The 20,112-nt window shown below is 61.3% G+C and carries 13 protein-coding genes; 2 read left to right on the plus strand and 11 right to left on the minus strand.

Going from position 1 to position 20,112, the window contains the following annotated elements; all coding sequences use genetic code 11:
• The first annotated feature begins 73 nt into the window (after positions 1-73).
• Entirely contained in the window at positions 74-1,348 is a 1,275-nt protein-coding gene (locus ACM6HV_RS12200) for an MFS transporter (protein WP_108181451.1), read from the plus strand.
• A gap of 135 nt (positions 1,349-1,483) precedes the next feature.
• Here the strand turns inward: ACM6HV_RS12200 and hemE are convergent, their stop codons facing one another.
• From hemE to ACM6HV_RS12255, 11 genes are all read right to left on the minus strand, one after another.
• Positions 1,484-2,551, minus strand: a complete 1,068-nt coding sequence (gene hemE, locus ACM6HV_RS12205) for a uroporphyrinogen decarboxylase (RefSeq protein WP_007968321.1) — start codon at positions 2,549-2,551, stop codon at positions 1,484-1,486.
• Between the two features lie 253 nt (positions 2,552-2,804).
• On the minus strand, positions 2,805-4,223 hold the full coding sequence (locus tag ACM6HV_RS12210; RefSeq protein ID WP_007909438.1) for an FAD-dependent oxidoreductase: 1,419 nt from the start codon (positions 4,221-4,223) through the stop codon (positions 2,805-2,807).
• A 33-nt stretch (positions 4,224-4,256) separates the two neighbouring features.
• Positions 4,257-8,702, minus strand: coding sequence for a glutamate synthase large subunit (gene gltB, locus ACM6HV_RS12215; protein ID WP_086793884.1), 4,446 nt, complete (start codon positions 8,700-8,702; stop codon positions 4,257-4,259).
• A gap of 351 nt (positions 8,703-9,053) precedes the next feature.
• On the minus strand, positions 9,054-10,643 hold the full coding sequence (locus ACM6HV_RS12220) for an AAA family ATPase (RefSeq protein ID WP_414904297.1): 1,590 nt from the start codon (positions 10,641-10,643) through the stop codon (positions 9,054-9,056).
• Between the two features lie 10 nt (positions 10,644-10,653).
• Positions 10,654-11,754 (minus strand): 3-dehydroquinate synthase, encoded by a 1,101-nt coding sequence (gene aroB, locus ACM6HV_RS12225; protein ID WP_414904298.1) that lies wholly within the window; start codon positions 11,752-11,754, stop codon positions 10,654-10,656.
• 151 nt (positions 11,755-11,905) lie between these two features.
• Positions 11,906-12,424, minus strand: a complete 519-nt coding sequence (gene aroK, locus ACM6HV_RS12230) for a shikimate kinase AroK (protein ID WP_027611316.1) — start codon at positions 12,422-12,424, stop codon at positions 11,906-11,908.
• 4 nt (positions 12,425-12,428) lie between these two features.
• The gene (gene pilQ, locus ACM6HV_RS12235; RefSeq protein ID WP_414904299.1) at positions 12,429-14,501 is read right to left on the minus strand and encodes a type IV pilus secretin PilQ; all 2,073 of its coding nucleotides are present in this window, start codon (positions 14,499-14,501) and stop codon (positions 12,429-12,431) included.
• A 13-nt stretch (positions 14,502-14,514) separates the two neighbouring features.
• Entirely contained in the window at positions 14,515-15,042 is a 528-nt protein-coding gene (locus ACM6HV_RS12240; RefSeq protein WP_414904300.1) for a pilus assembly protein PilP, read from the minus strand.
• Positions 15,039-15,662 (minus strand): type 4a pilus biogenesis protein PilO, encoded by a 624-nt coding sequence (gene pilO, locus ACM6HV_RS12245; RefSeq protein WP_047290892.1) that lies wholly within the window; start codon positions 15,660-15,662, stop codon positions 15,039-15,041. Before pilO ends, ACM6HV_RS12240 begins: the two co-directional genes overlap by 4 nt.
• Complete coding sequence (locus ACM6HV_RS12250; protein WP_145595975.1) at positions 15,659-16,225, minus strand: PilN domain-containing protein; 567 nt, start codon at positions 16,223-16,225, stop codon at positions 15,659-15,661. Before ACM6HV_RS12250 ends, pilO begins: the two co-directional genes overlap by 4 nt.
• Positions 16,225-17,289 carry a pilus assembly protein PilM gene (locus ACM6HV_RS12255; protein ID WP_041074920.1) on the minus strand — a complete coding sequence of 355 codons (1,065 nt, stop codon included), beginning with the start codon at positions 17,287-17,289 and terminating at the stop codon, positions 16,225-16,227. The genes ACM6HV_RS12250 and ACM6HV_RS12255 overlap by 1 nt, the downstream gene beginning before the upstream one ends.
• A gap of 216 nt (positions 17,290-17,505) precedes the next feature.
• On the opposite strand from ACM6HV_RS12255, the gene ACM6HV_RS12260 reads away from it, so the two are divergent.
• Complete coding sequence (locus tag ACM6HV_RS12260) at positions 17,506-19,953, plus strand: penicillin-binding protein 1A (protein WP_145595974.1); 2,448 nt, start codon at positions 17,506-17,508, stop codon at positions 19,951-19,953.
• Positions 19,954-20,112: the final 159 nt, after the last annotated feature.

Consider the following 20,112-nt stretch of genomic DNA (forward strand, 5'->3'; position numbering starts at 1 on the left):
ATATTGGATAGAAACATTAGCCAGCTATATGATTTTTTCATCGCCTGCCTGGCCGTGCCCTCCGAGGTCTGATGTGAAAACCGCCGCCGCCCCTCTTGCCCATGAAGTTCCGCCTGCCGCGGCGGACGATGTGATCGCCGAGCTGCAGGAGATTTACATCGAAAAAGGCACGCCGATGTTCATGCGTACAGTACTCGCGCTGTTCAGCGGCGGCTTCGCGACCTTCGCTTTGCTGTATTGCGTGCAGCCGATGATGCCGCTGCTGTCCCACGAGTATGGAATCAATGCGGCGCAGAGCAGCCTGATTCTGTCGGTGGCGACCGGCATGCTGGCCTTCGGTCTACTGATCACCGGGCCGATCTCTGACCGTATCGGGCGCAAACCGGTGATGGTCGCGGCACTGTTCGCCGCCGCGCTGTGCACCATCGCCAGCTCAATGATGCCGAGCTGGCACGGCGTGCTGATCATGCGCGCACTGATCGGCCTGTCGTTGAGCGGCCTGGCGGCGGTGGCGATGACCTACCTGAGCGAAGAGATCCACCCGCAACACATCGGCCTGGCGATGGGCCTGTACATCGGCGGCAACGCGATTGGCGGGATGAGCGGACGGTTGATCACCGGAGTGTTGATCGACTTCGTCAGCTGGCACACGGCGATGTTGGTGATCGGTGGCCTGGCGCTGGTCGCGGCGGTGGTGTTCTGGAAGATCCTCCCCGAATCGCGCAACTTCCGCTCACGCTCGCTGCATCCGCGCAGCCTGCTCGACGGCTTCACCATGCACTTTCGCGACGCCGGCCTGCCGCTGCTGTTTCTTGAAGCCTTTGTGCTGATGGGCGCGTTCGTCACTCTGTTCAACTACATCGGCTATCGCCTGCTGGCCGCGCCGTACAACCTCGATCAGGTGTTCGTCGGCTTGCTGTCGGTGGTGTACCTGTCGGGCATCTACAGTTCGGCCAAAATCGGTTCGCTGGCGGACAAACTGGGACGGCGCAAAGTGCTGTGGGCGACCATCGCGCTGATGTTCGCCGGCCTTGCGCTCACGATGTTCACACCGCTGTTGCTGGTGATCGTCGGCATGCTGATCTTCACGTTCGGCTTCTTCGGCGCGCACTCGGTGGCGAGCAGCTGGATCGGCCGGCGCGCGACCAAGGCCAAGGGCCAGGCGTCGTCGTTGTACCTGTTCAGTTATTACGCAGGCTCCAGCATTGCCGGTACGGCGGGTGGGGTGTTCTGGCATTTGGGCGGCTGGAATGGCATCGGCCTGTTTATTGGTGCGCTGTTGCTGGTGGCACTGCTGGTGGCGTTGAAACTGGCGAAGTTGCCGCCACTTGGTGGTGTGAAAGCTTAAAAGCAAAAGATCGCAGCCTGCGGCAGCTCCTACAGGGAAACGCGAATCCCAATGTAGGAGCTGCCGCAGGCTGCGATCTTTTGATCTTGTACAAAAACGCCCGGCATTGGCCGGGCGTTTTTTATTGGGCGTCGATCACTCGTGATACTGCGCTGACAACTCGTGCACCGCACGCAGGAACGCGCCCGCATGCTCCGGATCGACCTCAGGGGTGATGCCGTGGCCGAGGTTGAACACATGGCCGCTGCCCTTGCCGTAGCTGGCCAGAATGCGCCCGACTTCGGTGCGGATCGCTTCCGGTTTGGCGTAGAGCACGGTCGGGTCCATGTTGCCTTGCAGCGCGACCTTGTCGCCAACACGGGCGCGGGCGTTGCCGATGTCGCAGGTCCAGTCCAGGCCCAGTGCGTCGGCGCCGGCCTCGGCGATGCTTTCCAGCCAGAGGCCGCCGTTCTTGGTGAAGAGGATCACCGGCACCTTGCGCCCGTCGTGTTCGCGAATCAGGCCGCTGACGATTTTCTTCATGTAGGCCAGGGAGAATTCCTGATACGCCGCCGCCGACAGGTTGCCGCCCCAGGTATCGAAGATCTGTACCGCTTGCGCGCCGGCCTGGATCTGGCCATTGAGGTACGAGGTCACCGACTGCGCCAGCTTGTCCAGCAGCAGGTGCATGGCTTGCGGGTTGTCGTAGAGCATGGCCTTGGTCTTGCGGAAGTCTTTCGACGAACCGCCTTCGACCATGTAGGTCGCCAAGGTCCACGGGCTGCCTGAGAAGCCGATCAGCGGCACACGGCCGTTCAGCTCGCGGCGGATGGTGCTGACCGCGTCCATCACGTAGCCGAGGTCTTTGTGTGGATCAGGGATCGGCAACGCTTCGATGTCGGCCAGGGTGCTGACGACTTTCTTGAAGCGCGGGCCTTCACCGGTCTCGAAGTACAGGCCCTGGCCCATGGCATCGGGGATGGTGAGGATGTCGGAAAACAGGATCGCCGCGTCCAGTTGCGGGTAGCGGTCGAGCGGTTGCAACGTGACTTCGCAAGCGAATTCCGGATTCATGCACAGGCTCATGAAATCACCGGCCTGGGCACGGCTGGCGCGGTATTCAGGCAGGTAGCGGCCGGCCTGGCGCATCATCCACACCGGGGTGACGTCAACGGGTTGCTTGAGCAGGGCGCGGAGGAAACGGTCGTTCTTCAGGGCAGTCATGTCGGCATCCGGAAAAAAAGTGCGGGCATTTTCTCAGAGCGCGACGCAAAAGGCACGGATGCAGGTCAGCCTTTTGTCTATCGGGTCAATTTATTGCGTTGAGAATGAGCCATCAGCAACACCGAGAAACAACTGTGGGAGCGAGCCTGCTCGCGAATAGGCCGGTACATCCAACAGTGAAGTTGGCTGACAGACCGCTTTCGCGAGCAGGCTCGCTCCCACAGGGTTATTGCGTTTGGTTCAGGATCCGAAGTTAGACGCCCAGGTAGTCGAGGATCCCTTCAGCCGCATTGCGCCCTTCGAAGATAGCCGTCACCACCAGGTCGGAACCGCGCACCATGTCGCCACCGGCGAAGATTTTCGGGTTGCTGGTCTGGTGCTTGTACTGACCTTGCTCAGGCGCGACGACGCGGCCCTGGCTGTCGGTCTGGATTTCGAACTGTTCGAACCACGGTGCCGGGCTCGGGCGGAAACCGAACGCGATGACCACGGCGTCGGCCGGGATGATCTCTTCGGAGCCCGGGATCGGCTCGGGGCTGCGGCGGCCACGGGCGTCCGGTTCGCCGAGACGGGTCTCGACCACCTTCACGCCTTCGACCTTGTCTTCACCGACGATCGCGATCGGCTGGCGGTTGTAGAGGAATTTCACGCCTTCTTCCTTGGCGTTCTTCACCTCTTTGCGCGAGCCGGGCATGTTCGCTTCGTCACGACGATAGGCGCAGGTCACCGACTTGGCGCCCTGGCGGATCGAGGTGCGGTTGCAGTCCATCGCCGTGTCGCCACCACCGAGCACCACAACCTTCTTGCCTTTCATGTCGACGAAATCTTCCGGCGACTTTTCAAAGCCCAGGTTGCGGTTGACGTTGGCAATCAGGAAATCCAGCGCGTCGTAGACGCCCGGCAGATCCTCACCGGCAAAACCGCCCTTCATGTAGGTGTAGGTGCCCATGCCCATGAACACCGCATCGTATTCGGCAAGCAGTTGCTCCATGGTCACGTCCTTGCCGACCTCGGTGTTGAGGCGGAATTCGATGCCCATCCCGGTGAAGACTTCGCGCCGATTGCTCAGCACGGTCTTCTCAAGCTTGAACTCGGGAATGCCGAAGGTCAGCAGACCGCCGATTTCCGGGTTCTTGTCGAACACCACCGGGGTCACGCCGCCACGCACCAGCACGTCGGCACAGCCCAGACCCGCCGGGCCGGCACCGATGATCGCGACACGCTTGCCGGTCGGCTTAACCTTGGACATGTCCGGGCGCCAGCCCATGGCGAATGCGGTATCGGTGATGTACTTCTCGACCGAACCGATGGTCACCGCACCGAAACCGTCGTTGAGGGTGCAGGCACCCTCGCACAGACGATCCTGCGGGCAGACCCGGCCGCAGACTTCCGGCAGGGTGTTGGTCTGGTGCGACAGCTCGGCAGCCTGGAGGATGTTGCCCTCGGCCACCAGCTTCAGCCAGTTGGGAATGAAGTTGTGCACCGGGCACTTCCATTCGCAATACGGGTTGCCGCAACCCAGGCAGCGGTGGGCCTGGTCGGCCGACTGCTGGGGTTTGAACGGTTCGTAGATCTCGACGAACTCTTTCTTGCGCTGACGCAACAGTTTCTTCTTCGGATCCTTGCGCCCGACATCGATGAACTGGAAGTCGTTATTCAGACGTTCAGCCATTGTTAAAACCTCATCAAACTCTTCAGGCGCATATCACTGCGGGTTGGCACGAGTGCTGGAAAGCAACGATTTCAGGTTGGCAGCCTTAGGCTTCACCAGCCAGAAACGACGCAGGTAGTCATCAAGGTTCTCGGCGAGTTCACGACCCCACTCGCTCTCGGTTTCCTTGACGTACTCGTTCAGCACGTTCTGCAAGTGGCTGCGGTAGGCTTCCATCGCCTCGCCGCTGATCCGCTGGATTTCCACCAGTTCGTGGTTGACCCGGTCAACGAAGGTGTTGTCCTGGTCGAGCACGTAGGCGAAACCACCGGTCATGCCAGAGCCGAAGTTGTAACCGGTCTTGCCCAAAACGCAGACGAAACCACCGGTCATGTACTCGCAGCAGTGATCGCCAGTGCCTTCCACAACCGTGTGGGCACCGGAGTTACGCACGGCAAAACGCTCGCCTGCGGTGCCGGCAGCGAACAGCTTGCCGCCGGTGGCGCCGTACAGGCAGGTGTTGCCGATGATGGCGCTGTTCTGAGTCTGATAGACGCTGCCCTTTGGCGGCACGATGACCAGTTTGCCGCCGGTCATGCCTTTGCCGACGTAGTCGTTGGCGTCGCCTTCCAGGTACATGTTCAGACCGCCGGCGTTCCACACGCCGAAGCTCTGACCGGCCGTCCCTTTGAAGCGGAAGGTGATCGGCGCATTGGCCATGCCCTGATTGCCGTGCTTGCGCGCGATTTCGCCGGAGATCCGCGCACCGATCGAACGGTCGCAGTTGCAAATGTCCAGATCGAACTCGGCGCCGCTGAGGTCATTGATCGCCGATGTCGCCATGTCGACCATTTTCTCGGCCAGCAGGCCCTGGTCGAACGGCGGGTTGCGCTCAACGCCGCAGAATTGCGGTTTGTCCGCCGGGATGTGATCGCTGCCCAGCAGCGGCGTCAGATCCAGGTGATGCTGCTTGGCGGTCTGGCCTTCGAGGACTTCCAGCAGATCGGTGCGGCCGATCAGCTCCTCGAGGGAACGCACACCCAGTTTGGCCAGCCACTCACGGGTCTCTTCGGCGACGTAGGTGAAGAAGTTCACCACCATGTCGACGGTGCCGATGTAGTGATCCTTGCGCAGCTTCTCGTTCTGCGTCGCAACGCCGGTGGCGCAGTTGTTCAGGTGGCAGATGCGCAGGTATTTGCAGCCCAGCGCGATCATCGGCGCAGTACCGAAGCCGAAGCTTTCGGCGCCGAGGATCGCGGCCTTGATCACGTCGAGGCCGGTTTTCAGGCCACCGTCGGTCTGCACCCGGACCTTGCCGCGCAAGTCGTTGCCGCGCAGGGTCTGGTGGGTTTCAGCCAGGCCGAGTTCCCACGGAGCGCCCGCGTATTTGATCGAGGTCAGCGGCGAAGCACCGGTGCCACCGTCGTAGCCGGAAATTGTGATCAAGTCCGCGTAGGCCTTGGCCACACCGGCGGCGATGGTGCCGACGCCTGCTTCCGCGACCAGTTTCACCGAGACCAGCGCCTTCGGGTTGACCTGTTTCAGGTCGAAGATCAGCTGCGACAAGTCTTCGATCGAGTAGATGTCGTGGTGCGGCGGTGGCGAAATCAGGGTCACGCCCGGCACTGCGTAACGCAGCTTGGCGATCAGCCCGTTGACCTTACCGCCCGGCAGTTGCCCGCCCTCGCCCGGTTTGGCGCCCTGAGCGACCTTGATCTGCAGCACTTCGGCGTTGACCAGGTATTCCGGGGTCACCCCGAAACGGCCGGTCGCGACCTGCTTGATTTTCGAACTCTTGATGGTGCCGTAACGTGCTGGATCCTCACCGCCTTCGCCGGAGTTGGAACGCGCACCGAGGCGGTTCATGGCTTCGGCCAGGGCTTCGTGCGCTTCCGGCGACAGGGCGCCCAGCGAGATACCGGCGGAGTCGAAGCGCTTGAGCACCGATTCCAGCGGCTCGACTTCACTGATGTCCAGCGGCTTGTCGAGGGTCTTGACCTTGAACAGGTCACGGATCATCGACACCGGACGGTTGTCCACCAGCGAGGTGTATTCCTTGAACTTGGCGTAGTCGCCCTGCTGCACAGCGGCTTGCAAGGTGTTGACCACGTCCGGGTTGTACGCGTGATATTCGCCACCGTGGACGAACTTCAGCAGACCACCCTGCTGGATCGGCTTGCGCGGACTCCAGGCTTCGGTGGCCAGTGCTTTCTGCTCGGCTTCGATGTCGACGAAACGCGCACCCTTGATGCGGCTCGGCACGCCACGAAAGCTCAGCTCGCACACTTCTTCGGACAGACCGATGGCTTCGAACAGCTGTGCACCCCGATAGGACGCGATGGTCGAGATGCCCATCTTCGACAGGATCTTCAACAGACCTTTGGTGATGCCTTTGCGGTAATTCTTGAATACCTCGTAGAGGTCACCCAGCACTTCACCGGTACGGATCAGGTCGCCCAGCACTTCGTAGGCCAGGAACGGATAGACCGCCGAGGCGCCGAAACCGATCAGCACCGCGAAGTGGTGCGGATCGCGGGCGGTCGCGGTTTCCACGAGGATGTTGGAGTCGCAGCGCAGGCCTTTTTCGGTCAGGCGGTGGTGCACCGCGCCGGTGGCCAGCGAAGCGTGGATCGGCAGCTTGCCCGGAGCAATATGGCGGTCACTCAGGACGATCTGGGTACGCCCGGCACGCACGGCTTCTTCAGCCTGATCGGCAACGTTGCGGATCGCCGCTTCGAGGCCGACGCTTTCGTCGTAGTTGAGGTCGATGATCTGCCGCTCGAAACCCGGGCGGTCGAGGTTCATCAGCGAGCGCCACTTGGCCGGCGAGATCACTGGCGAGCTGAGGATCACGCGCGAGGCGTGCTCCGGCGATTCCTGGAAGATGTTGCGCTCGGCACCGAGGCAGATCTCCAGCGACATCACGATCGCTTCACGCAGCGGGTCGATCGGCGGGTTGGTCACCTGCGCGAACTGCTGGCGGAAATAGTCATATGGCGTGCGCACGCGCTGCGACAGCACGGCCATCGGCGTGTCGTCGCCCATCGAACCCACGGCTTCGTAGCCCTGTTCGCCAAGCGGACGCAGCACCTGATCACGCTCTTCGAACGTGACCTGATACATCTTCATGTATTGCTTAAGCTGATCGACGTCGTAGAACGCCGAACCGTGGTCGTTGTCTTCCATGGTCGCCTGGATGCGCAGGGCGTTCTTGCGCAGCCATTGCTTGTACGGATGACGTGACTTCAGACGGTTGTCGATCGCGTCGGTGTCGAGGATCTGCCCGGTTTCGGTGTCCACGGCGAGGATCTGGCCCGGGCCGACACGGCCCTTGGCGATCACGTCTTGCGGCTGGTAGTTCCAGACGCCGATTTCCGACGCAACGGTGATGAAGCCGTTGGTGGTGGTAACCCAGCGTGCCGGACGCAGACCGTTACGGTCGAGCAGGCACACCGCGTAACGACCATCGGTCATCACCACGCCGGCCGGGCCATCCCACGGTTCCATGTGCATCGAGTTGTACTCGTAGAACGCACGCAGATCCGGGTCCATGGTTTCAACGTTCTGCCACGCAGGCGGAATGATCATCCGCACGCCACGGAACAGGTCGATGCCACCGGTAACCATCAGTTCGAGCATGTTGTCCATGCTCGAGGAGTCGGAACCGACACGGTTGACCAGCGGGCCGAGTTCTTCCAGATCCATCAGATCGTTGGTGAACTTGGTCCGACGGGCCTGCGCCCAGTTGCGGTTACCGGTAATGGTGTTGATCTCGCCGTTGTGCGCGAGGAAGCGGAATGGCTGAGCCAGCGGCCATTTCGGCAGGGTGTTGGTGGAGAAGCGCTGGTGGAACACGCAGATCGCGGTTTGCAGGCGCTGATCACCCAGGTCCGGATAGAACGCGGCCAGGTCAGCCGGCATCATCAGGCCTTTATAGATGATGGTCTTATGCGAAAAGCTGCAGATGTAGTGGTCGGTGTCGGCGGCGTTGGCCACCGACGAGCGACGACGGGCGCTGAACAGCTTGACCGCCATGTCCTGATCGCTCAGGCCTTCACCGCCGATGTACACCTGCTCGATTTGCGGCAGACGCTCAAGGGCCAGACGGCCGAGGACGCTGGTGTCGATCGGCACTTTGCGCCAGCCGATCAGTTGCAGGCCTTCAGCGAGGATCTCGCGGTTCATGTTCTCGCGAGCGGCTTCGGCCTTGGCCGGGTCCTGATTGAAGAAGACCATGCCCACGGCATATTGCTTGGGCAGCTCGACGCTGAAGTTTTCCTGGGCCATCGCCCGCAGGAAGGCATCGGGCTTTTGAATCAGCAGACCGCAACCGTCACCGGTCTTGCCGTCGGCATTAATCCCACCGCGGTGGGTCATGCAGGTCAGGGCCTCGATGGCCGTTTGCAAAAGGGTATGACTGGGCTCGCCCTGCATATGGGCTATCAGGCCGAAACCGCAGTTATCCTTGAATTCATCTGGTTGGTACAGACCTGCTTTCATAGACACTTTCTCACCAGGCTGCCTCTTTACGAGGCAAATTTCTTTTCAATTCAACCACTTGCTTGCCGCGCCGAACGTACGCCGGCTTTGCGGGGGGCAAAAGGGTGGTCATTGTACACAGCGACACAGACGCTCACAAATTTGACGACGAAATGTCGCAAATCTATGTCGCATTTATGAAAGGTTTAAAGCGATCTGCTGTGCTAGTCAAAACTTTTTTAATTCTGACTGCAACGACTCAAAGACTACTGTGACGCAGACACCACAAGGCACGCGGTCTGTAGAGACGGCGCGCACTTGTAGAAATTTTGAGGTGCTTGGAGAGGCGGCCTGGGTAAGGCCGCCGAATCTTCAGCGAGTTGTTGCCAGTTCCTGTTGGACGCTGGCGACAGTGCGAGGCCAAGGTTTACCAGCCTGAACCTTCGCTGGCAAGGCCTTGATGGCAGAAACGGCTGCATCACGATTGGCGAAGTTGCCGTAGGTGATCACATAGAGTGGCTTGCCGTTGAGGACTTTCTTGAAATAACGGTACTCACCGCCCTGCTCCTTGACGAAGTTTTGCGCGGTCGCTTCGGAGCTGGTGCCGAGGATCTGCACCACATAGTTGCTGGTCGGCTGACCGGCGTACCAGTTGCCACCGGCAGCCTTGGCCACGGTAACCGGCTTCTCGGCCGGTTTGGCTGCAGCAACAGGCTTGGCCGGCGCCGGGACCGGTTTGGCCGCTGGCGCTGCCGGAGCAGGCTTGGCGGTGGCGACCTGAGTCGGTGCCGGGGTCGGCTTGGCCGCCGGAACAGGCACTGGCGTCGGCGCTGGGCCGGCCGGAACACCTGCCGGTGGTGCGGAAGTCGTTACGGTTGGCGGCGTCGCGCTGGAACCTTCAACCGGCACGCCGTCGTCACCTTCGGTGATGCCGCCTGCGGCCTCAGCCAACGGGCCGCGCATTACCGGCTGCGAGTTGCCGACCAGCGGCAGCGGCATCGGCTGGGTATTGCCGGCGAACTCGACGTTCGGCGCGCCACCCTTGGCGCCTTGGCCCAACGGCAGTTGTGCCTGTTCGTTGGCAGGTGCGCCGGTGGTTGGTGCCTTGTTGCGACCCGGCATCAGCCAGGCGGCGGCGACCGCGACCACAACGACGGCGGAAATCGCCAATACGTGTTTCTTCGGCATGTTGAACCCCATACTTGGACGCTTGACCGCAGAGCGGCTGGCAATCATGACTTCGATCAGTGCATCGCGAGCGACCTGGTTGATGTTGCCAGGCCAACCCTCCGAGCTTTCGTGAATCTCAGAGATCTGATCCGCGGTAAAAAGTTCGACACCCCGGCCCGCACCTTCGAGCCGTTGGTCGAGATATTCGCGGGTCTCTTCTTCGGTGTACGGCTGCAATTCGATGACGTGGAAGCGCTCTTCCTCAAGGTGCAAGGCCTCGAGCTGCGCGATCAGCGACGACTCACCGAACAGGAACACGTGCGGACGCCCTTCCGGTGCACCGGCACCCAGCGCCATCAGCGCTTCGAGCGCGGATTCGTCGAGCTGCTCGGCGTCATCCACCAGCAGATAGACTTCCTGACCAGTGAGCGCCAGTTGTACCACCTGCGCCAGAATCGCGCCGACCTCGGCCTGCCCAACATCCAGCGCCTGAGCAACCTGACGCAGCACGCCGGCGGCATCGCCCGCTCCACGGGCCGACACGACAACGCTTTGCACCGATTGCTTGTTGGTGCTGGCTACCAGCGCCTGGCGCAGCAGGGTCTTGCCGCTGCCTTGCGGGCCAGTGACCACCAGCAGCAACTGGCTGTAACGCGCCAGGTGGTGCAATTGCCCCAGCACCGGCTTGCGCTGGGCCGGGAAGAATTTGAAGCCCGGCACCCGCGGCGCGAAAGGGTCGTGACTTAACTGGAAATGGCCGAGGAACGCCTCGTCGGCATGCAAACTAGTCATCGGAATCTTATTAACCTTTAAGCTGAGCCAGAGCGCGGTAATCCGCTCCCAGCGTGGCCTGTAGAACCTCTTTCGGATAATCGGCGGTCACCACCGCTTCGCCCATCCGGCGCAGCAGCACCAGGCGCAGACGACCGTCGATCACTTTTTTATCAATTGCCATGTGTTCGAGAAAATCGGCTTCGGTCATTTCTTCCGGCGGAATGACCGGCAGACCGGCACGCTGGAACAGACGAATGCCGCGGTCACGTTCCTGCTCGCTGATCCAGCCCAGGCGCGCGGACATGTCCAGCGCCATCACGGTGCCAGCGGCGACCGCCTCACCATGCAACCAGACACCATAGCCCATGTGGGTCTCGATGGCGTGGCCGAAGGTGTGGCCGAGGTTGAGCGTGGCACGCACGCCGGTTTCCTTCTCATCGGCACCGACCACCGCAGCCTTGGCCGCGCAGGAACGCTCGATGGCGTAGGTCAGGGCCTTTTGGTCGAGGGCGCGCAGGGCGTCGATGTTTTCTTCAAGCCAGCTCAGGAACGGCTCGTCGCAGATCAGCCCGTACTTGACGACTTCGGCCAGACCGGCCGACAGCTCACGCGCCGGCAGGGTTTTCAGCGATGCGGTATCGATCAGCACGAGGTTCGGCTGATAGAACGCGCCAACCATGTTCTTGCCCAACGGATGGTTGATACCGGTCTTGCCGCCCACCGACGAATCGACCTGGGACAGCAGCGTGGTAGGAATCTGGATGAAATCGACGCCGCGCTGATAGCAGGCGGCGGCAAAACCGGCCATGTCACCGATGACCCCGCCGCCGAGGGCGATGATCGTGGTGCGACGGTCGTGACGGGCGGTCAGCAGGCCGTCGAAGATCAGTTGCAGGGTTTCCCAGTTCTTGAAGGCTTCGCCGTCCGGCAACACCACGGAAATCACCGAGAACGGCGCAAGACTGCGGGTCAGACGTTCGAGATAGAGCGGCGCAACGGTCTCGTTGGAGATGATTGCCACCTGCCGCCCGTGGATATGCGGCGCCAGCAACTCGGGCTGATCCAACAAACCTTCGCCAATATGAATCGGGTAGCTGCGCTCGCCTAGATCGACCTTGAGTGTCTGCATGTGTCCCCACAGTGAAGATGGAAGCAGGCGTCCTGCCTTGAATTATTGGATGTCCGCGACCTTTAGCTGATGTGACGCCGCTCGCACGCCATCCGCCACAACCTCGACGGCGGTGACCGGACGCCGAGGATAGCGCATTTCCGGCGGCGCTTTAACGGGGTGGAAGCTGTGCCAGACGGTCGAGAATGTCGAGCACCACCATGCGCGGTGGCCGTTCGTCGGTTTCCACCACCAGATCGGCGATCTCTCGATAGAGCGGATCGCGGATCTCCAGCAGGTCTCGCAGGGTTTTCGCCGGATCGGCGGTGCGCAGCAAAGGACGATTGCGATCGCGCGACGTACGCCCGACCTGCTGCTCGACGGAGGCGTGCAGATACACCACCCGTCCGCCCGCGTGCAGGGCCTTGCGGTTGGCATCGCGCATCACCGCACCGCCGCCGGTCGCCAGCACCACACCGTCGAACGCGCACAGCTCGGCGATCATCGCCTGCTCACGGTCACGAAAGCCGGGCTCGCCTTCCTTGTCGAAGATCCACGGGATATTGGCGCCCGTGCGCAGTTCAATTTCCTTGTCGGAATCTTTGAACGGCAGGCGCAGCTCTTTGGCCAGCAACCGGCCGATGGTGCTTTTTCCAGCGCCCATCGGTCCTACAAGAATCAAATTTCGCACAGAATCAACGACTCACAGCAATCGCCTGGTTATTCATGATACGCGGAGTGAGAAATACCAGCAGCTCGGATTTTTTCTCCGAAACCACATCACGCCGGAAAAGGCGGCCAAGATACGGCACATCGCCAAGAAATGGCACCTTATCTACGACCTTGCTTTGAGTATTTGAGAAAACGCCCCCAATCACGATGGTCTCGCCGTCGTTTACCAGCACTTTGGCGTTGACTTCGTTTTTCTTGATCGGCGGCACATCCTGCACCTTGTTCAGGTAGTCCGGCTCGTCCTTGGTGACCTTGACCTCCATGATGATGCGGTTGTCGGGGGTGATCTGCGGCGTCACTTCCAGCGACAGCGAAGCCTCCTTGAACGACACCGACGTCGCACCGCTGGAGCTGGCTTCCTGGTACGGAATCTCGGTGCCTTTGAGGATTTTCGCGGTCTCCTTGTCGGAGGTAACCACTTTCGGCTGGGAGACGATTTCACCATTGCCGGTCTTTTCCATGGCGGTCAGCTCAAGATCGAGCAGCACATTGTCGGTGATGAAGGCGATGCCGATCCCGGATGTGTTACCGACCGTGCCCATGTCGACGAACGGCGAGTTGGTGCTGGTACTGCCCGGTGTACCGATGGTGGTCGAGGTGCCGTTACTGACGCCGGAGGTGTTCCAGTTACCCTTGTTCTGGATCGAACCGCCCCAGCGCACGCCCAGGCTCTTGTCGTAATCGACGTTGGCTTCGACGATCCGCGCTTCGATCATCACCTGACGCACCGGGATATCCAGCTGCGCCACGATCCGCCGCAGTTCGTCGAGGCGATCCTGGGTCTGGTAGGCAATGATGTTGTTGGTCCGTTCATCGACCGTGATCGAGCCGCGTTCATCGATTTTCGCTTCGGCGCTGGTCACCGACTGGAACAGCTTGGCAATGTCCGCCGCTTTGGCGTAGTTCACTTGCAGCAGCTCGCGACGCAGCGGCGCCAGTTCGGCGATCTGTTTCTGCGACTCCAGCTCCTGGCGTTCGCGGGCGGCGATTTCGTCGGCCGGCGCCACCAGCAACACGTTGCCGATCTTGCGCTTGTCCAGACCTTTGGTCTTCAGCACCAGGTCCAGCGCCTGGTCCCATGGCACGTTTTGCAGACGCAGGGTGATCCCGCCCTGCACCGTATCGCTGGCCACCAGATTGAGGTTGGTGAAATCGGCGATCAGTTGCAGCACCGAGCGCACGTCGATGTCCTGGAAATTCAGCGAAAGTTTTTCGCCGCTGTAGCTGTTGCGGTCGGCGTTGCGCTTTTGCAGATCATCGACAGTCATCGGGCGAATGCTGACGGTCAGCTTGTTGTCGGTCTGGTAGGTGGAATAGTCGAACGTGCCGCTGGGCTCGACGGTGATGACCGCGCGATCGCCAGTGGCGGCGGCATTGACGAACTGCACCGGGGTGGCGAAGTCCTTGACGTCGAGGCGTACCCGCAGCCTGTCGGGCAACTGGGTGCGGGCAAAGCCGAGAATGATCTTGCCGTCATGCTCCTGGATGTCCGGGGCGATGGTCGGGTCCGACAGGTCGATGACCACGTTCCCCTCCCCTGCAGTACCGCGCTGGAAATCGACGCCACGAATGGTTTTGGCGACAGGGGTGTAAGCCTTCGCCGGAGCCGCAACCGGTCGCGGCGCAGCAGCGGCAGGCTTTGGCGCAGCAGGCTTGGCGCCCTGCCCGACCACCACGAACAGATTGTTGCCCTCGACCCGTGAGGTATACGGCGTCAGTTGCGTCAGGTTGATGATCAGACGCGTGCGGTCGCTGGCTTCGACCACTGTCGCACTGCGGGCGTTGCCGCTGCCCAGATCGCGGGTCTTGTTCGTCAGTTGGCTGGCGACACCCGGCAGGTCCAGGGCGATCCGCGCCGGCGATTCGGTGGTGTAGCCCTTGGGTTGCGGTGGCGGACTATCAAACGCCAGCTTCAACTCGACACGGTCACCCGGTAACGCCGCGACATCCAGCGCCTTGAGACTGGCCGCCTGAACCATCGGTGAAAGCAGCGCTATCCATAGCGAAAAACCGAGGGTGGAGAAAATCCTGTTCATTGTTCGACTTCCACTATGAGTGCTCTTTCAAAGGAATGGTGCGCGGACGTTCCAGCCAGGCGCCTTCGCCGTCGGGCACGATCTCGACCACATCGACCTGAGTGGCGCTGATGGCGACGATGCGCCCATCGTTGCGCCCCAGGTAGTCGCCGACTTTCAACCGATGCACCCCGCCCGCCCCGCGCAGCAGCGCAAAGGAGCCGGAGGCATTGGAGATCGTGCCGACCATTTCAAACTGCTCGATGTTGAACCCTTCGAGGTATTGCTTGACCCGGCTCGGATCGGGTTTGACGTTGCGCGAGCCGCGCTGGTGCCCGGCCAGATCGACTCGCACCTGACGCGAGAACGGGCTGCGCAGGTTGGCCGCGCTGTAGGTGAACGTGGGATAGGAATGAAACGTCGGCGTCGGCTCGATACGGCCGGCCGGCCGCAGACGTGCTTCGTTCATGTATGCGTCGAGGTCACTGAACTCGTCACTGCTGCCGCAACCACTGAGGCCGAACAACAGCACTGACAGGGCGAAAAAACGAAACGGGGTCATTTGTCCAACCCCTTGTCGTTGTAGCGGTAAGTCTTGGCGAGGATGTTCATGCGCAGCTTCGTCCCGCCGTCGGGGCTGGCAGGTGCCAGTTCGAAATCGTGCAAGGTGACGATCCGTGGCAACCCGGCAACCCCACTGACGAACGTCGCAAGGTCGTGGTAAGCCCCGGTGACGGTGATCTGGATCGGCAACTCGATGTAGAACGGCTGAGTCACTTCCGGCAGCAGTTTGATCTCTTCGAATTCGAGACCGCTGCCCAGCCCGGTGCGGGTGATGTCTTCGAGCAATCCCGGGACTTCGGTATCGCTGGGCAACTGCCGCAGGAGTACGCCAAAAGTGTTTTCCATCTCCTTCATCTGCTGGGTGTACAGCTCCAGGTTGGCGGCCATGCGCGCCTTGCTGGCGAATTGCTCTTTCAAGGTGTCTTCTTCCTGACGCCTGGCTTCCAGCTGGTTTTCCATGTCGCTGATGAAAAAGTTGTAGCCAAGCGCCAGCACCAGCACCGCCAGGAACACTCCCGCGATGCTTTTCACCGCAGCCGGCCAGGAGCCGATATTGCTGGTGTCCAGATCGTTGAAGTCGATATTGCGCAGACTTTGCAGCCATTCGGACGGTTTCATTTGTCGCCCTCCGTCACGGCCGGCTGGGTCTGACGAACGGTCAGTTGAAAGACGTTGGCCTGGTCCACCTGACCGGCAGTCGTCGCTTTCACTTCATTGAGACTCGGCGCGTCGAACCAGTCTGAGGCGTCCAGATTGCGCATCAGCTCCGAAACGCGATTGTTCGACTCCGCCGCGCCGCTGATCGACAGCGTCTTGCCGGCCAGTTTCACGCTGGTGAAATACACCCCGTCCGGCAGCGTGCGCGCCAGTTGGTCGAAGATCCGCCCGCTGATCTGCCGGTTGCCCTGCAAGTCCTGGATGATGCGCATGCGCTCGACCAGTTGCTGGCGCCGTGCCTTGAGTTCGCTGATCTGCTTGATTCGTTCATCGACCACGGCAATCTGTTTGCCGATGTAGGCATTGCGCGCGGCCTGCCGCTCGATGGCGGTGCTGACGATCTGATCGGCGATGAACACCGCACCCACCGAGCCGACGAAGACCCCGATCAGGATCAGCAGGAAACGCTTGCGCCGCTCTTCGCGGCGTTCTTCACGCCAGGGGAGAAGGTTGATCCGCGCCATCAGTCGAAACTCCTGAGCGCGAGCCCGCAGGCGATCATCAGGGCCGGCGCGTCACTGGCCAGGGCCCCGGCATTGACCTTGCTGCTCAAGGCCATGTCGGAAAACGGGTTGGCGACCTGGGTCGGGGTGCCCAGACGCTGCTCGATCAGGCGATCCAACCCCGGCACCGACGCTGTGCCGCCGGCCAGCAGAATGTGATCGACCGAATGGTACTGCCCGGAGGCAAAGAAGAACTGCAACGAGCGCGAGACCTGCTGCACCAAGGCATCACGGAATGGCTGCAACACCTCGCTGACATAGTCATCCGGCAGACCGCCCTGTTTTTTCGCCAGTCCGGCCTGCTCGACGGTCAGACCGTAGCGGCGCTGGATTTCCTCGGTCAGTTGCCGGCCACCGAACAGTTGCTCGCGGGTATAAATGATACGGCCGTTGTGCAGGACGCTGAGGGTGGTCATGGTGGCGCCGATGTCCACCACGGCAACAGTCAGGCGCTCCTGCGAAGCGGCCAATTGAGTGGCGAGCAGGCCGAACGAGCGCTCCAGCGCGTAGGCCTCGACATCGACCACGCGCGCAGTCAGCCCGGCCAGCGCCAGCGCTGCCTCGCGAACTTCGACATTTTCCTTGCGACAGGCGGCCAGCAGCACGTTGACCCGCTCCGGGTTGCGTGGCGACACACCCTGGACCTCGAAATCGATGGCGACCTCGTCCAGCGGATAGGGGATGTATTGATCGGCCTCGATCTTGAGCTGGTTTTCCAGTTCGTCATCGGTCAGCCCGGCATCCATCTCGATGATCTTGGTAATCACCGCTGAACCGGCTACCGCCACCGCCACGCTTTTGAGCCCGGTGCGCGCCTTGACCAGTACACGGGACAAGGCATTGCCCACGCCTTCAAGCTCGGCGATGTTCTTTTCGACCACCGCGTTGGGCGGCAGCGGCTCCACCGCGTAGGCCTCGACCCGGTAGCGGTCGCCCTGACGGCTGAGTTCCAGCAGCTTCACCGAAGTGGAGCTGATGTCGATCCCCAGTAACGTATCGGTCTTTTTATTGAAGAGTCCCAGCACTACCAATTCCCTATGACTTTCCGTGAGTTACGGACTCTGTAATACGTCTTGCGTTCCTTCATCACGCCTTGACAGAAGCGCAAATGACGCCCCCAGCAGAAAAGTGCTTATAATGCCCAGCGTTTTTTTCCGCTTTTTATTGCCGGCGCGGGCCGTTCTGTGTGTTACCGGAACCCTGTCGCCACCTTCATTCTTTGCCCTGGATGCTTAAAAGCCTTGATTCGTCTGCTGAAATTTTTCGGTTGGTCCATCGTCGCCGTTTTCTGCGGACTGCTTTTAGGTCTCAGTGGCGCGTTTCTTTACCTTAGTCCGGGTTTGCCGTCTGTGGAGGCGCTGAGAAGCATTCAGTTGCAGATTCCGCTGCGGGTCTACAGCAGCGACAACAAGTTGATCGCAGAATTTGGCGAAATGCGCCGTACTCCGATCCGTTTCGCCGACATTCCACCCAATTTCATTAATGCGTTACTAAGTGCTGAAGACGACAATTTCGCCAACCACTATGGCGTCGATCCGAGCAGCCTGATGCGTGCCGCGACCCAACTGGTCAAAAGCGGGCACATCCAGTCCGGCGGCAGCACCATCACCATGCAGGTGGCGAAGAACTTCTTCCTGACCAGCGAACGCAGCTTCTCGCGCAAAACCACGGAAATTCTCCTGGCCCTGCAAATCGAGCGACAGCTAACCAAGGACGAGATCCTTGAGCTGTACGTGAACAAGATTTATCTGGGTAACCGCGCCTATGGCATCGAGGCGGCGGCGCAGGTGTATTACGGCAAGTCGATCCGCGACGTCAGCCTGGCGCAGATGGCGATGATCGCCGGCCTGCCAAAAGCCCCGTCGCGCTTCAACCCGCTGGCCAACCCGGCGCGCAGCAAGGAACGCCGTGACTGGATCCTCGGGCGCATGTACAAGCTCGGGAAGATTTCCGAGGCCGACTACACCGCCGCGATCAACGAGCCGCTGAACGCCAGCTATCACGTACCGACCCCGGAAGTGAACGCACCGTACATCGCCGAAATGGCCCGTGCGGAAATGGTCGGCCGCTATGGCAGCGACGCCTACACAGAAGGCTTCCGCGTCACCACCACCGTGCCGAGCAACCTGCAGGAAATGGCCAACACCGCGTTGCACGAAGGCTTGATGACCTACGATCAGCGCCATGGCTACCGCGGACCCGAGTCGCGCCTGCCGGGCAAGACCCGCGAAGCGTGGGCCACCGAACTGACCAAGCAGCGCACCATCAGCAGCCTGGAGCCGGCCATCGTTACCCAGGTCGACAAGAATGGCTTGCAGGTGCTGACCCGTACCGGCGAAGAACACGTCGCCTGGGACACCATGAAATGGGCGCGGCCGTTCCTCAATACCAACAGCATGGGCGCCGCACCGCGTCAGCCGTCGGACGTGGCGCAGGTCGGCGACCTGATTCGCGTGCAGCGTCAGCCGAACAACTCGCTGAAGTTCAGCCAGATCCCGCAGGCGCAAGGCGCGCTGGTGTCGCTGGATCCGCAGAACGGCGCGATTCGCTCGCTGGTCGGTGGTTTCGCCTTCGAACAGAGCAACTACAACCGCGCCCTGCAGGCCAAGCGTCAGCCGGGTTCGAGCTTCAAGCCGTTCGTCTACAGCGCTGCGCTGGACAGCGGTTACACCGCCGCGACCCTGGTCAACGACGCCCCGATCGTGTTCGTCGACGAGTACCTGGACAAAGTCTGGCGGCCGAAGAATGACACCAACACCTTCCTCGGCCCGATCCGTCTGCGCGAGGCGCTGTACAAGTCGCGTAACCTGGTGTCGATCCGCCTGTTGCAGGCGATGGGTGTCGGCAAGACCATCGACTACATCACCCGCTTCGGTTTCAACAAGCAGGACCTGCCGCCGAACCTGTCGCTGGCGCTGGGTACCGCGACCCTGACCCCGATGGAGATCGCTACCGGCTGGAGCACCTTCGCCAACGGCGGCTACAAGATCACCCCGTACATCATCGACAAGATCGAAAGCCGCAACGGCGACACGCTGTTCGTCGCCAACCCGCCGACCGTGCCACAGGGCGGCTCGGCGACCGATGGCATCGCAGCGCCGACGCCTCAGCCGATTACCGTCAACACCGCTGCGGTTCCGGGCGAAGCCCCGGGCGCTGCGGCTGCGCCACAAGTGCCTGCGGTGGCTGAGCGAATTGTCGATGGCCGCACCACGTACATCCTCAACAGCATGCTGCAGGACGTGATCAAGCTCGGCACCGGTCGCCGCGCGCTGGCCATGGGTCGCAGCGACATCGCGGGCAAGACCGGTACCACCAACGAATCGAAGGATGCGTGGTTCTCCGGTTACAACGCCGATTACGTGACCACCGTGTGGACCGGTTTCGACCAGCCGGAAAGCCTCGGTCGCCGCGAGTTCGGTGGCACCGTGGCGCTGCCGATCTGGATGAACTACATGTCGGCGGCACTGAAGGACAAGCCACCGCATGTGCAGCCTGAGCCGGAAGGTATCCTCAGCCTGCGTGTGGATCCGGTCAGCGGTCGTGCAGCAACGCCGAGCACACCGGGTGCCTACTTCGAGCTGTTCAAGGCCGAAGACACGCCGCCTTCGGTGAATGAACTGGGCAACGGTGCCGTACCGGGCAGCCCGCTGCCAGCGGATGAGCAGGCGCCGATCGATCTGTTCTGATCCAGCCCAAGCAAAAAGCCCCGCCTTCGTGAGAAGCGCGGGGCTTTTTTGTGCTTCAAAGCAAGATCAAAAGATCGCAGCCTGCGGCAGCTCCTACAGAATCGGCGCCGATCCGCGAAATCGGCGGCCACCAAGGCCAACTGTAGGAGCTGCCGCAGG

Origin of the sequence: Pseudomonas sp. IT-P260 (assembly GCF_949768395.1) — a bacterium.
In the GTDB taxonomy this organism is placed as follows: domain Bacteria; phylum Pseudomonadota; class Gammaproteobacteria; order Pseudomonadales; family Pseudomonadaceae; genus Aquipseudomonas; species Aquipseudomonas parakoreensis.

Excerpts from the sequence above, each read along its gene's own strand:
- gltB (WP_086793884.1), bottom strand. The coding sequence starts at position 8,702 with ATGAAAGCAGGTCTGTACCAACCAGATGAATTCAAGGATAACTGCGGT.
- aroB (WP_414904298.1), bottom strand. The coding sequence starts at position 11,754 with ATGCAGACACTCAAGGTCGATCTAGGCGAGCGCAGCTACCCGATTCAT.
- ACM6HV_RS12210 (WP_007909438.1), bottom strand. The coding sequence starts at position 4,223 with ATGGCTGAACGTCTGAATAACGACTTCCAGTTCATCGATGTCGGGCGC.
- ACM6HV_RS12250 (WP_145595975.1), bottom strand. The coding sequence starts at position 16,225 with ATGGCGCGGATCAACCTTCTCCCCTGGCGTGAAGAACGCCGCGAAGAG.
- ACM6HV_RS12240 (WP_414904300.1), bottom strand. The coding sequence starts at position 15,042 with ATGACCCCGTTTCGTTTTTTCGCCCTGTCAGTGCTGTTGTTCGGCCTC.
- pilO (WP_047290892.1), bottom strand. The coding sequence starts at position 15,662 with ATGAAACCGTCCGAATGGCTGCAAAGTCTGCGCAATATCGACTTCAAC.
- hemE (WP_007968321.1), bottom strand. The coding sequence starts at position 2,551 with ATGACTGCCCTGAAGAACGACCGTTTCCTCCGCGCCCTGCTCAAGCAA.
- ACM6HV_RS12220 (WP_414904297.1), bottom strand. The coding sequence starts at position 10,643 with ATGACTAGTTTGCATGCCGACGAGGCGTTCCTCGGCCATTTCCAGTTA.
- pilQ (WP_414904299.1), bottom strand. The coding sequence starts at position 14,501 with ATGAACAGGATTTTCTCCACCCTCGGTTTTTCGCTATGGATAGCGCTG.